Source organism: Hymenobacter defluvii, assembly GCF_017589435.1.
GTDB classification, from domain to species: domain Bacteria; phylum Bacteroidota; class Bacteroidia; order Cytophagales; family Hymenobacteraceae; genus Hymenobacter; species Hymenobacter profundi.
In genome coordinates, this window is the sequence record NZ_JAGETX010000003.1 from 351,454 (window position 1) to 364,800 (window position 13,347).

The 13,347-nt window shown below is 58.5% G+C and carries 8 protein-coding genes; all 8 read right to left on the reverse strand.

Annotation, left to right across the window (positions count from 1 at the left end; translation table 11 throughout):
• Entirely contained in the window at positions 1-1,287 is a 1,287-nt protein-coding gene (locus J4D97_RS08410) for a sugar MFS transporter (protein WP_185280696.1), read from the reverse strand.
• 36 nt (positions 1,288-1,323) lie between these two features.
• Complete coding sequence (locus tag J4D97_RS08415) at positions 1,324-2,211, reverse strand: ROK family protein (RefSeq protein WP_208307179.1); 888 nt, start codon at positions 2,209-2,211, stop codon at positions 1,324-1,326.
• Positions 2,212-2,377: 166 nt separating this feature from the next.
• Positions 2,378-4,297 carry a glucosamine-6-phosphate deaminase gene (nagB, locus tag J4D97_RS08420; protein WP_208307180.1) on the reverse strand — a complete coding sequence of 640 codons (1,920 nt, stop codon included), beginning with the start codon at positions 4,295-4,297 and terminating at the stop codon, positions 2,378-2,380.
• A 183-nt stretch (positions 4,298-4,480) separates the two neighbouring features.
• Positions 4,481-5,734, reverse strand: coding sequence for an ROK family protein (locus tag J4D97_RS08425; RefSeq protein WP_208307181.1), 1,254 nt, complete (start codon positions 5,732-5,734; stop codon positions 4,481-4,483).
• A 169-nt stretch (positions 5,735-5,903) separates the two neighbouring features.
• Complete coding sequence (locus J4D97_RS08430; RefSeq protein ID WP_208307182.1) at positions 5,904-6,941, reverse strand: sialidase family protein; 1,038 nt, start codon at positions 6,939-6,941, stop codon at positions 5,904-5,906.
• A gap of 175 nt (positions 6,942-7,116) precedes the next feature.
• Complete coding sequence (locus J4D97_RS08435) at positions 7,117-9,504, reverse strand: glycoside hydrolase family 3 N-terminal domain-containing protein (RefSeq protein ID WP_208307183.1); 2,388 nt, start codon at positions 9,502-9,504, stop codon at positions 7,117-7,119.
• 150 nt (positions 9,505-9,654) lie between these two features.
• The gene (locus J4D97_RS08440) at positions 9,655-11,541 is read right to left on the reverse strand and encodes a beta-galactosidase (protein ID WP_208307184.1); all 1,887 of its coding nucleotides are present in this window, start codon (positions 11,539-11,541) and stop codon (positions 9,655-9,657) included.
• A 198-nt stretch (positions 11,542-11,739) separates the two neighbouring features.
• A complete protein-coding gene (locus tag J4D97_RS08445; RefSeq protein ID WP_208307185.1) occupies positions 11,740-13,185 on the reverse strand; it encodes an alpha-L-fucosidase in 1,446 nt (481 codons plus the stop codon).
• Positions 13,186-13,347 lie beyond the last annotated feature (162 nt).

Genomic DNA, 13,347 nt, shown 5'->3' on the forward strand with positions numbered 1-13,347 from the left:
TTACCGGCGGACTTTGTGCCCGGCCAGGCCGTAATAGAGAATGAACAAATAGCAGGGAATCACCAGCCAGTACGCTTGTTGGGGGCTGAACGCATCGGCCAGACCACCGTAGAGGGGCGGCAACACGGCCCCGCCGGCAATGGCCATAATCAGGAAAGACGAGCCAATCTTGGTGAAGCGGCCCAGGCCCGCAATAGCCAGCGGCCAGATGGCTGGGAAGATGAGCGAGTTAGCCAGCCCGAGCAACGCAATGAACAGTACCGACGTGATGCCGCTGGTAGACAGCGCCCCCAAAGCAAACGCCACTCCTATCACAGCAAACAGCTGCAGCGCCTTTTCCTGAGAGATGAACTTCGGAATAGCCACAATACCGATGAGGTAACCCACAATCATGGCACCCATCGTAAACGTGGTGAAAAATTTGGCCGTTTCCAGCGCAATACCCTGTGCGTTACCATAGCTGATGATGGTATCGCCAGCAATAACCTCCACGCCCACGTAGAAAAACATAGCTAGCGCCCCCAGTAGCAGGTGCGGAAATTGCAACACGCTGGTTTTGTTGGTATTGGCAGCCGCTACGGTTTCGTCCTCGTGGTCGGTGTCGATTTCGGGTAGGGAAGAGAAGTAGATGAGCACAGCCAGGAGCACCAGTACGGCCGTTATCAATAGGTAGGGGGTCACCACGCGGGCGGCTAGTGCGTCAAGCTCGGCGGCTTTGGTGGCCAGATTCATCGTTTTGAGGCGCGCTACCAAGGAATCGGCGTCTTTTAGTACCACCGCACCAAGGGCAACGGGAGCTAGCGCACCAGCTACCTTGTTGCAAATGCCCATCACGCTAATACGCTTGGCGGCGCTTTCGCGCGGCCCCAGAATGGTGATGTAAGGGTTAGAAGCTGTTTGCAGCAATGCTAGTCCCGAGCCCAGAATAAACAGGCCTAGCAGAAATAGCCCATAGGTACGTGTGTAGGCCGCCGGAATAAAAACCAGTGCCCCCACGGCCATCACTAGCAACCCCACCGACATGCCTTTCTTGAAACCCGTGGCTTCCAATACCCACGCTGATGGTATGGCCATCACGAGGTAGGAAATATAGAAAGCGGAGGTGACTAAGTACGCCTGAAAGTTGCTCAGCTCGCAGGCAATCCGCAGGTAGGGAACCAGCACCGAGTTCAGCCACGTCACGAAGCCGAAAATGAAGAACAGCGCTCCAATGATGACAATGGACCTGGTTTGCTGCGTGTTAGCCGTGGGCACGGTCGCCGGAGACGTGGTAGCTGCTTTCGTCATGGTGTACGGGTTTGAGAAGGAGGCTGAAATAGGCAGTTAGAGGGGCAATGTTTGGGGAGTAGCGGGGCTGAGTTCCTGCTTCATTTTGCACAGCGCGGCGGCGCCCAGCACGGCCGCATTGCGCAGTTCGGAGGGCGCTACCACTAAGCGGTCGGTTACCAGACGGAAGGGAAACTCGCGGATGCTGGCTTCCATGGCCTCCCGGAAAAACTCGTAGCAGTGGCTCACCGACCCGCCCAGGAAAATGGCTTCGGGCGCCAGCGTGTGCAGGATCATCTTGATGACATTGCCCAGGTGGCGGCCGTAGCTGGCCAGCGCTTCTAGGGCGCGCGCATCGCCGGTACGGGCCAGGGCGTGCAGGGCGCCCCCCTCCTGCTGGTACTGCTGCGCAAAGAATTTGCCGCTGCAATAGTCCTCCACGGTCTTGTCAAGGTAGGGAATGCAGCCGAACTCACCGGCGCTGGAAAGCACGCCCGCGTGCAGGTCGTGGTTGATGATGATGCCCGCACCCAGCCCCGTACCCAGCGTAATGCCCACCAGGTTGGCGTAGGGCTGACCCTGGCCGAATATTTTCTCTCCCACGGCAAAGGCATTGGCGTCGTTGGTCATGTACATGGGCTGCGCGAAGTGGCCAGACAGGTGTTCTTTCAGCCGCACTTCCCGCCACGACGGGATATTCTGCACGTTGTGCACCACGCCCTGCTGCTCATCCACCAGCCCTGGCACACCAATTCCAATACCGGCCACGTCGGCGGTATCCAGCATCAGCTGAATATGCCGTACCAGTTCACCCAGAATCTGTTCCTGCGGCGCCTGTGCCGAAGTTTCGAAGCGAACTTCGTTTATAATTTGCCCATCCTGCACCACGCCGATGTGCACCTTGGTGCCCCCGATGTCAATGCCGATGTAATTGGTTTGGGTCATGCTAACTGAATCGTCTGCCGATAACACCGGTCCGACGCCGCAGGCGTCCGACCGGTATCGTTGCTGAAGTTGAACAGGCTCCGTGCTGATGGCTGCAAATGTCCGCAGCCATCAGCAACGATACCGGTCGGATGCCTGCGGCGTCGGACCGGCCAACGGGCATCTCCTAAAAGTGCCAGCGCACGAAGGCCTCCATGGCTTCGTAGTCGGCTAGGCCCAGGTTGTCGTATTGCAGGGCGGTTTCACGGTTGCGCTGCTCGGCGCGCACCCAGAACTCGCGGGAGTCGTCGCCGGGGAACACGGGCGTGTCCTTCTGGCTTTGGTGCTTGAAGATAGCGTTGCGCTTGCGAATCACCTCCAACGGCGACAGCGGCACGGCCATTTCAATCTCGTAGGGCTTAAACTCGTGCCACGCGCCACGGTACATCCACACCCAGCAGTCCTTCACCCATTCCTCGGTCTGCTTCAGGCGGCGCAACGACTCAGCAATAATGTTGAAGCACACGATGTGCGTGCCGTTGGGGTCGGCAAAGTCGCCGGCCACGAACACCTGCTGGGGCTTCACCTCTTGCAGGAGTTCCATGGTCAGCTCAATATCGGCGTCCGTTACGGGGTACTTCGAGGTTTTGCCCGACTCGTAGAACGGTAGGGCCTGGAAGTGAATATGGCTGTCGGGTAGGCCGGCATAACGGGCGCCCGCAATGGCTTCACTTTTCCGAATGTAGCTCTTCACGTTCCGGATTTCCTGCGTGTCTACCTGGTTGGGTTGCTTCTGCTCGATAAACTCGCGCATGTTGTCATACACCGTTTGCAGTTCGCTGCTGTCGCGGCCCAGGCTGTTTTCCAGGTCAATGGCAAACTCCATGTAGCGCAGCACGTCGTCGTCCCACACCGCTGTATTGCCCGAGGTCTGGTACGCTACGTGCACATCGTGGCCCTGGTCGATGAGGCGAATAAAGGTGCCACCCATCGAAATCACGTCGTCGTCGGGGTGGGGCGAGAACACGATAACGCGCTTTTTGGCCGGCAGGGCGCGCTCGGGGCGCTGCGAGTCGTCGGCGCCGGGCTTGCCACCGGGCCACCCCGTGATGGTGTGCTGGAGCTTGTTGAAAATCTGAATGTTGATGTTGTAGGCCGGGCCGCGCTCGGTGGCCAGCTGGGCCATGCCATTGTTGTTGTAGTCTTCCTCAGTGAGCTTCAAAATGGGCTTGCACAGGGTATTCGACAGCCAAATCACAGCCTTCTTGATCAGCATTTCGTCCCACACGCAGTCCTTCACCAGCCACGGCGTATCAAAGCGCGTCAGCTCCGAAGCGGCGTCGGCGTCCAGCACAAACTCCACGTTGTCGGCCAGTTGCAGGTAGGTAGCCGGCACCTCGCCCGACACTTCACCTTCCACAGCTTTCTTGATGATGGGCGCTTTCTTGCCGCTCCAGGCCATCAGCACAATTTCGCGGGCTTTGAAGATGGTGCCGATGCCCATGGTAATGGCCTTGGTGGGCACGTTTTCCTTGCCGCCGAAGTCGCGGGAAGCGTCGCGGCGCGTGAGGTCGTCCAGGGTCACCAGGCGAGTGCCCGAATTGGGCGCTGAGCCCGGCTCGTTGAAGCCCACATGGCCCGTCCGGCCAATGCCCAGAATTTGCAAATCCAACCCGCCTACTTCCTCAATCTGCCGCTCGTAGTTCAAGCAAAACGCTGCTACCTCTTCCGGCGCCAGGGTGCCGTCGGGAATGTGAATGTTCTCCCGCTTGATGTCGATGTGGTCGAACAGGTTTTCGTTCATGAACGTGACGTAGCTCTGCGGCGCGTCGGGCAACATCGGGTAGTACTCGTCCAGGTTGAACGTCACCACGTTCTGGAAGCTTAGGCCCTCCTCCTGGTGCAGGCGCACCAGCTCCTCGTACACGCCCACCGGGGTAGCGCCGGTGGCTAGGCCCAGTACCGCCTGTTCGCCAGCTTCCTGCTTGCGCTGGATCAGGCGCGCAATGCGCTCGGCCACCTTCACGGAGGCAATCTGCTTATCGGGGTAAACGGTTACCGGTAGCTTCTCAAAACGAGTTTCTTCGAGTAGGTTTAATCGTGCCATAAGCGGTGTAGGTGAGGGTTAGAAGGGTTGTTAGGCGGTTGATGATTGTAGGACAGAGCGGTGAAATCTTGAAAGAAATCGGCAGTAGAAAACAGGTAGATGGGTATGTAAGCAGGTATGTAACTATTGAAAATCAGTGCAATAGCTACTTCAACTACATTCCCAGTTCATCATCTTTAATTCTTAATTAAAACTGTCCAGTGGCGTTTCAAATACATTCTCCATTACTGTGGCTACCGAGCCCAGAATCATGGCATCGCGGCCCAGTTCCGACACTACAATGCGGGTGTTTTCGCGCAGCTGTTTCATGCAGTAGATGGTAATGGCTTGCTGAATGGCGGGCAGCACAAACGGCTTTGCCTGTGCAATTTCGCCGCCCAGAATAATCAGCTCGGGGTTGAATAGCTGAATCAGGATGGCAATACCTTTGCCCAGATTCAGCCCTACCTCGGCCAGAATGTTGATGGCAAACTGGTCGCCGTCGTGGGCGGCGCGGATGACCTGCTCCACCTCTAACTGTTCAATCTCAGGCTCCGACAGGGCTTGCAGCAGGGTGTTCTCGCCAGCCCGGATGCCTTCCTGGGCATTGCGCACCAGGGCGCTGCCCGAGGCCACGGTTTCCAAGCAGCCGCGCTTGCCGCAGTGGCACAGGCGGCCATCTTCCACCAGCGGAATGTGCCCAAACTCGCCGGCAAAGCCCGAGGTGCCGCTGCGCAGCTTGCCGTCTAGGATCATGCCCAGGCCCACGCCCCAGTCCATGGATAGCACCAGCACGTCGCGGCGGCCGTGGGCCAGCCCGAAGCGGTACTCGGCCAGGGTGGCGCTTTTCACGTCGTTCTGGATGTACACGGGCTTGCCGAACTTGTGCTCCAACAGTTGCTGCAACGACTCCGCGCCGCCAGGCACACGCAGGTAGGTGTGGTTGTTTCCTTCCTTGGACGCCACCAGGCCCGGCATATTAATCCCTACCCCTATCAGCTTCTGCGGGTCGATGCCTGCCGCCTCAATCAAGCGCATGGCCTGTTCGTGCACCTGGTCCACGGCCTGTAGGTCCTGCGTCACCTCAATTTGGAAGGTCTGCACGCCGGTTACGGGGCTGTTGTTGTTATCGAAAATAGCCAGGCGCGCCTTGTACTTCTCCATGTGGATACTCAAGACAAACAGCGACTTATCCTTCAGTCCATACAGCTCCGGCTTGCGCCCGCCAATGGATTTGCCCCTACCCTGCTTCTCCACCAAGCCCTCGGCAATCAGCTCGTTCAACATAGCTGTGGAGGTAGGCGCGCTAATTTTAAAACGGCCACAGATATCGGCGTTTGTCTTGGCACCCTTTACATATAAGTGCTTGACAATCTTTATCTTCTGTACGTATTTGCGCCGTTCAACATTATTCAGCCCGGCCAGAAACGTATCCTCCAAGGCTAATAATGAACTCATGGCAGCGGGTTTTCTCTGAATAATGTCTCAAGAAGCCCACTTTTTTCAACAAGTCAAAACACTTTTATAAAATTTTAATAAAAGATTATCTAATAGAGATAAATAATAATAGAACACAGCACTCTTTTCTCCGCTTCAAATTGAAGTACTACTACTTCAACGCTGCTACCTACTTCCCGCCTCCCTGCAACACCACATGCTTGATGTTTTTGCGGTCGTAGGTGTAGGTAATGTGCACGCGGCCGTCGCGGGTCTGGATGATGGCAGGGTAGCTGTATTCCTCTTTATCGCCGTTTTCGAGCACGGCTATGTCGTTCCACTTCTGTCCGTCTGCCGACTGGGCCACGCGCAGCTTGCCGCGGCCGTTGAACCAGTCTTTGCCAGGCACATCGGGGTTGTAGACGATGAGTTGGGAGCCGTCGCGCAGCGTCACGGCGTCGGTACCGGAGTTGGGGTTGAGTAGGGCGGTCTTCGACAGCTGGCCCCAGGTGTTCCCATTGTCCGTCGACCAGGCCTGTACCACGCTCCCCTGCTTGCTGCGGCACAACAGCTGCAACCGGCCACTGGGGTAGCGCAGAATGCTGGGCTGAATTACGTCGAAGGCCGATGCCGTATCTACGGGGATGCGCTGCCACGTCTGGCCGCGGTCGGTGGATTTTTCGAGGTGCACTTTCCAGCGCTCCGTGCTTTCTTCCACGCTGGAGGGAGCTAGGATAGTGCCGTTGGCGAGCTGGATGGGCTTGTTCTTGATGGGCCCCAGAATACCCGGCGGCAGGCGGCGCGCCGTGGTCCACGTCCTACCCTCGTCCGTTGAGGTTTTGACCATACCCCACCATTCGCGTGGGTTAGGGCCTACCTTATAGAATAAGAATACCTTGCCGCCGCGCTCCTTGAACAGCACCGGATTCCAGGTTGGGTAGCGTAGCGTGTCGTTTACTACCCCCGTCGCCACGCTTTCCGGTTTCGACACCTGCCCTCGTTTGTCGATGGAAGCTAGCCAGATAGCCACGTCCTTCTGCCCCTCGCCCGAGCCTCCGAAGCACGCCACCAACAGGCGGCCGTCCCCTACCTCTACCAACGTAGAAGCATGGCACTGCCGAAACGGGGGATTCGGGAACAGCACCTCTTCCTTCATCTTCACCCAATTGGACTGGGCCGCAACGGACAAGGGTAGAAGGATGGCAACGAGAAGAAGGGGGAGTTTCATAGAGCGTTTTTCGTTTGAACGTCATTTCGACCAGCGGGAGAAATCTCGCGTGCTGACAGCAGATAGAAATTACTATCAGTAGAGATGCTTCCTGCGTCAGCATGACGTCCTTTTGTCAGCACGCGAGATTTCTCCCGCTGGTCGAAATGACGTTCAAACAGCAAGAACAAGAACCTTACTGCGCCGCCGACAGCCTAATAGGATGCTTCACTTCAAAATCAGCCTTCAATCGGATATCCTCCGACGAAGCCCCTACCATTGCGGTGAAGGCGCCAGGCTCTACTACCCATTCCATCTTTGGGTTGAGCAGCTTCAGGTCTTCGGCAGTTAGCTCAAATGTCACTTCCCGCTGCTCCCCGGCTTTCAGGGTGAGGCGTTGAAATTTCTTGAGCTGCTTGGCAGGCGTTACGGTGGAGCTTATTTTATCATTGAGGTAGAGCTGTACCACTTCGTCGCCGGGGCGGGCGCTGGTGTTTTGTATAGTGCAGCGCACTTGCACACGCACGGCGCCGTTGCTTTCCGCGGGGCTCACCTGCAAGCCAGCATACGCAAACGTGCTGTAGCTCAGGCCGTGACCGAAGCTGTAGAGCGGCTTGGCGTCCATTTCCACGTAATCGTGCTTGTTGGGGCTTTTGAAGTTGTAGTACACCGGCAGTTGGCCCACACTTTTCGGCACCGAGATGGGTAGGCGGCCGGCGGGGTTATAGTCGCCGAACAGCACATCGGCCACGGCGTTGCCGCCTTCCTGACCGGGGTACCACGCATCCACCATAGCTGGCACGTGTTCCGACAACCAATTCAGGTTCAGCGGCCTACCTTTGATGAGCACCACTACTACCGGCGTGCCGGTAGCAGCCACGGCTTGCACCAACGCTAGCTGCTTACCCAACAAATCGAGGGTAGCGCGGTCGTAGCCCTCGCCGCTTTCCATGTCGCTAATGGGCTGGTTGCCCTTGGCCGCCGTCACGGTGGCGGCACCGGTGCTCTGGTACTCGGTTTTGAAGTCGCGGGAGCTGGAGCCGCCTACTACCACCACCGCCACCTGGGCCTGCTTGGCCGCTGCTACCGCCGCCGCAATGTCGGCTGTGGTGGTGTCCCGAATGGCGCAGCCCTGCACGTAGGTTACCTGCGTGCCCTTGGCTACTTTGGCCTTGATGCCTTCCAGCACCGTCACAATGTTTTCGTCGGGCTGGGGCGCGGTGTAGTCGCCCAGCTGGTTGTAGATGTTGTCGGCATTAGGGCCGATAACGGCAATGCGTTGCAACGACTTCGACAGGGGTAGGGCGTTGTTCTCGTTTTTCAGCAGCACCACCGACTCGCGGGCTACCTGCCGGGCCAAGGCCACGTGCGCTGCTGTCTTCACCTGCCGGGCTGCCTTCTTAGCATCGACGTACGGATTCTCAAACAGGCCCATGTCAAACTTGAGGCGCAGCACCCGGCCCACGGCCCGGTCCAGCACCTCGGGGTTCACCAGCTTTTGGTCGATGGCCGCGAGCAGGGCCTTATCGTAACCGTAACTGCTCAAGTCGCTGTCTAGGCCGGCGTTGAGGGCCAAAGCAGTGGCAGCGGCAGGCGTGGCCGCCACGTGGTGGTTGCTCATCACCCCCACCACGCTGTTCAAATCCGACACCACGAAGCCCTGAAAACCCCACTTCGCCCGCAGCAAATCGGTCAGCAACCACTCATTGGCCGAACACGGCACACCGTCGATGGAGTTGTAGGCTGCCATCACCGACAAAGCCCCCGCCCCTACCGCCGCCCGAAACGGGGGTAGGAAACTCTGGTACAGCTCGCGCTGCCCGGTGCTGATGCTGCCGCCGTTGTGGCCGCCCTCGGGCACACCGTAGGCCGTGAAGTGCTTAAGCGTGGACACGATGTTGGCACCGCTTTTCAGATTATCGCCCTGAAAGCCCTGCACCATGGCCACGCCCATTTGGCCGTTGAGCACAGGGTCTTCCCCATAGGTTTCCTCCACCCGCGACCAGCGCGGCTCCCGCGCCAAATCCAGCACCGGGCCGTAGCCAATGTGGGCGCCCTGCGCCCGCGCCTCGGTGGCAATGGCCGTCGCCATCTGCCGAATCAGGGCGGGGTCCCAGGTGCTGCTCTGCCCGATGGAGGTAGGAAACACGGTGGTGCCAATGGCCATGTGGCCGTGCGGGCACTCCTCAGCCAGCAGCAGCGGAATGCCCAGCCGGGTGCGCTCCACGGCGTACTTTTGCAGGGCGTTGGTGGCCTCGGCGGCCAGGGCTGGGTTCAGGCCGGTTTTCAGGGTTTTCTGCGTCCAGGGGTCGGCGCGCAGGGTGGCCCACAGGGCACCGATGTGGCGCTCGTCTATGGCCTTGCGGTAGGCGGCGCTGGTGCCCACGCGCTGGCCGTTCTTCTCGTACATCTCCCAGCCCAGCAGCGTGCCCAGCTGGCCTACCTTCTCCTCCGTCGTCATGCGTCCCAGTAGGTCTTTCACCCGCGCTTCGGTGGCGGCGTTGCGGTCTTTGTAGAGCGGTTTTTGCGCAACTGCCGGGGTTATGCTGAGTAGGCTAAGGCTGAAGAGAAGGGGTTTTAGCATGTTAGGGTAGAAATGAGAAGAAATATTCTGCCGGGTCGCTGTAGAGACGCCTACTTGCGTCTCGTCGTTGAATAATTCAGGCGGTGGACGTTCAACGACGAGACGCAAGTAGGCGTCTCTACAGCCCCCGAAACCTATGTCGGGCATTCGCTACGGAGTGGCAGTTTTTGCTGGTTTCGCAGATAGCAACTCGTCCAGAATCGGCTTGTCAACGGTTTTCAGGGCTTGTTGCAGCTTCTTGTTTTGCTGTTCAAACACCACTACTTCGTTCTTGCCTTTCGTCAGCCAGCAGCCGGGCACGTAGAGCGTTTGCTGGGGGCCAATTTTCCAGTAGCGGCCCAGGTTGTGGCCGTTCACGAAGACAATACCCTTGCCCCAGTCGCGCATGTCCAGAAACGTGTCGCCGGGCTGCATCACGTCGAAGCTAGCCGTGTAGAGGGCAGGGCGTCCTTCCTTGTTTTTGGAGATGTAGCGGGTCAGGTCGGGCACCTTGTCGAAGGGCATTTTGTACATCTGCCAGTCGCCGGCAACGGCCGTGCCGTCGAGGGTTACGGGCTCAATGATGCCCTTCATATTATGCACAATTTCAGCGCCGTAGTTGATGCGGCCCATGTTTTCGACCAGCAACTCCAGGGTGCCGTTGGCGGGAATTTGCACGGGTAGCGTGTAGCGGTTGTCCTGGCGGTTCAGCTCCCCTACCAGTTGGCCGTTCACGTACACGGTGGCGTAATCGCGCAGGCCCGGCACCGCCAGCTGGCCCTGCGCCGCCGGCCCAAACCGCCGACTATAGAGCACGTACCCAGACCCCTGGTTCAGCTCCTCAAACGACAGCGGCCGGGTGCTTACCACCGGCTGAATGTCGTTTTTCAGATCAAACACATCCACTGATTTTTCCAGAATGATGTCGGGTATCGTCACCACGGGAAGTTGGGCGGGCACAGCCGGTACGGCGTACTTCACGTATTTCTGCATCAGGGCCCGCACGGCCGTGTACTTGGGCGTAGCCCAGCCCGGCTCGCTGATCAGCGCGTCATAATCGTAGCTGGTGATGTCGGGCTGAATGTCGTGCTCCTTGCTGTAGTTGGCCCCCGAGGTGAAGCCGAAGTTGGTGCCGCCGTGCACCATGTAGAAGTTGAAATTGATGCCGTTTTTCAGATAGGTTTCCACCTGCTGGGTCACTTGCTCGGTGGGCACGCGCACAAACGGCTCGCCCCAATGGTCGAGCCAGCCGGGGTAGTACTCGGCCACCATGTAGGGGCCTTGGCCGCCGTGGTACTGGTTCACGGCCGTTTTTAGGGCGTCCACGTTGCCCTCGCCGTTGGCAGTGGGTAGGGCGCCCGGTGTAGCGCCGCCCTCAAACAGTCCTGCCGCATCGGAAGTAAAAAACGGCCCTTCGAACCCAGCTTCGGTGAGCTGCTGCTTGATAGCGGCGTTGTACTTGCGGTGCTCTTCCAGCGGAATATCCTTGCGCTGATCCACATAAGAGCCAAACTCATTCTCCACCTGCGTCATGATGATGGGGCCGCCCTTGCTCACTTGCAAGCCCTTCACCTGCCCAGCCAGCTTGTTGATGTAGACCTTGCAGGAATCCAGAAACGGCTGGTTGTTGGCCCGAATCACCAGGTCCTTGTTTTTCTGCAACCACCACGGGTAGCCGCCAAACTCCCACTCAGCGCAGGCGTACGGCCCCGGCCGCAGTATCACAAACAGCCCCTCTTCCTGCGCCGTTTTGACGAACTGCGCCACGTTGTGGTTGCCGGTTTTGAAATCCCACATGCCGGGTGCCGTGTTGTGGTAATTCCAGAACACATACGTGGCTACCGTATTCAGGCCCAGCGCCTTCATCATCTTCAACCGGTGCCGCCAGTACGGCTGCGGCACGCGGGCGTAGTGCATCTCCCCCGAGTGAATTTGGGTAGGCTTGCCGTCGTAGAGAAACTGCCCGTCTTTGATAACAAACGTGTGTTTCTTCTGCGCCTGGGTGGGTAGGCTGGCAAGCAGCAGCAGGGCGAGCAGGGAGCGGGTGAGGATGGTCATGGCGATTGTTCTAGTGTGGGACCCCACCCCCCGGCCCCCTCCCCTCCGGGAGAGGGGGAGCCAGATGACTAGGCTGTTGCTGATGGCTGTTAGCTTCTGTTGAACGAGGCCAACGGCTAACAGATATCAGCTAATAGCTCCGGTAACGGCTCCCCCTCTCCCGGAGGGGAGGGGGCTGGGGGTGGGGTGAATCGTTGTTTACTCCGCCGCGTAGGCAAACGCCAGCGCTGGGTAGGTGCCCGCTTGCTTGGCAAGCGAGGTAGGTAGCGTCACCTGCACCTTGTCGCCGGTGCGGGTCCATTTCACCGACTTGCCGGTTTGCAGCAGGGTCATTTTGCTACCCTTCTTTGGGGCATTACCGGTCCAGGCTACCGTGGTGGGGGCAGTTTTGTCTTCGGGCAAAAGCGCAATGGCGTAGCGCGTGCCTTTTTTTCCCTGCGTGAAGTAAGTGCTGCCATCTTGGTAGCGCGTGGTGGCGCGGGTGCTGTAGATGGCGTCGCCGTTCACATCCAACCACTTGCCAATGGCCGTAAGGCGCGTCACGGCCTCGTCGGCCAGGGTGCCGTCGGGCTTGGGGCCTACCCCTAGCAGCAGGCTGCCGCCTTTGGCAACCACCTCTACCAGAGAGTGAATGACTTTGGTGGGCGACTTATAGGTGTCGTTCGGCACGTAACCCCAGTTGTTGGCCAGCGTGAGGCAGCTTTCCCAGGGGTTGTCGATTTTATGGTCAGGCACGCGCTGCTCGGGCGTCTGGTAGTTCTCGTAGGGGCCATGCACGGTGCGGTCTACCATCAGCAGGCCGGGTTGGGCCTGGCGGGCCATATTGGCAATGCGGGGCATGTTCACCTCCTGGCTGAACTCGGGAATGGGGGCACCCCAGGCGCGCACTTCGTCGGTCACGGTTTCGCGGGGGCGCACCCAGCCACCGTCGAGCCACAGAATGTCCATCGAGCCGTAGTCGTGCATCAGCTCACTGATCTGATTGTAGGTGAAGTCCTGATAGTTCTTCCAGCGCCACGGGTACTTCTTGATGTCGTAGTTTACGTTGCGGTTGGGTGTGGCGTATTTCGACCACCAGAAGTCCTGGGAGTGCCAGTCGGGCTTCGAGAAGTAGGCGCCAATCATGAAGTCCTGCTTCCGGAAGGCGTCGAAGATATACTTGGCCACGTTGGCCTTGGGATTGTCCTTGAACGGGCCGTTGGTAATCTTGAAGTCCGACTGCTTGGTGTCGAACATGTTGAAGCCGTCGTGATGCTTGGTGGTGAACACCAGGTAGCGCATTCCGGCTTTTTTGGCCACGCTGGCCCACTCCTCGGGGTTGAAATTCACCGGGTCAAACTCCTTATTCAGGCCCCAGTACCACTTTTTGTAGTCGTTGTAGGCCACGGTGCTGTCGCGCTCCACCCAGTCCTCGGAGCAAAGTTGCCACGACTCAATAATACCCGGCACCGCGTACAAGCCCCAGTGCAGAATCAGCCCAAACTTCTGGTCCTGCCACTTGTCCAGCTTCTTCTTTACCAGCGGGTCGGTAGGCGCTTCGTACAGCGTTGACTGCTGGTGAATGCCTTGCTCCTGTGCTTGCCCGGCACGGGCACAGAGCACAGAAAGAGAGGCCAAAGCCAGCGTACGAGTAAACAGATTCATAGGGAAGGGCGGTTGAATTGCGGGCAAAAAGTGGTGAAGCGAAACCTATAGATTTCGCCTACTTGCTTCCAATATAGCAAAGCATTGCAACAAAGTATTGCTAAAATCAAAAATGTGCGCGCAAACGCACCTCGTCCGTGCGTAAACAACCCTAAATCAGCA

What these genes read in the sequence shown, in the direction of transcription:
- nagB (WP_208307180.1), bottom strand. Translation starts at nt 4,297, where the DNA reads ATGGCACGATTAAACCTACTCGAAGAAACTCGTTTTGAGAAGCTACCG.
- J4D97_RS08415 (WP_208307179.1), bottom strand. Translation starts at nt 2,211, where the DNA reads ATGACCCAAACCAATTACATCGGCATTGACATCGGGGGCACCAAGGTG.
- J4D97_RS08435 (WP_208307183.1), bottom strand. Translation starts at nt 9,504, where the DNA reads ATGCTAAAACCCCTTCTCTTCAGCCTTAGCCTACTCAGCATAACCCCG.
- J4D97_RS08425 (WP_208307181.1), bottom strand. Translation starts at nt 5,734, where the DNA reads ATGAGTTCATTATTAGCCTTGGAGGATACGTTTCTGGCCGGGCTGAAT.
- J4D97_RS08440 (WP_208307184.1), bottom strand. Translation starts at nt 11,541, where the DNA reads ATGACCATCCTCACCCGCTCCCTGCTCGCCCTGCTGCTGCTTGCCAGC.
- J4D97_RS08430 (WP_208307182.1), bottom strand. Translation starts at nt 6,941, where the DNA reads ATGAAACTCCCCCTTCTTCTCGTTGCCATCCTTCTACCCTTGTCCGTT.
- J4D97_RS08410 (WP_185280696.1), bottom strand. Translation starts at nt 1,287, where the DNA reads ATGACGAAAGCAGCTACCACGTCTCCGGCGACCGTGCCCACGGCTAAC.
- J4D97_RS08445 (WP_208307185.1), bottom strand. Translation starts at nt 13,185, where the DNA reads ATGAATCTGTTTACTCGTACGCTGGCTTTGGCCTCTCTTTCTGTGCTC.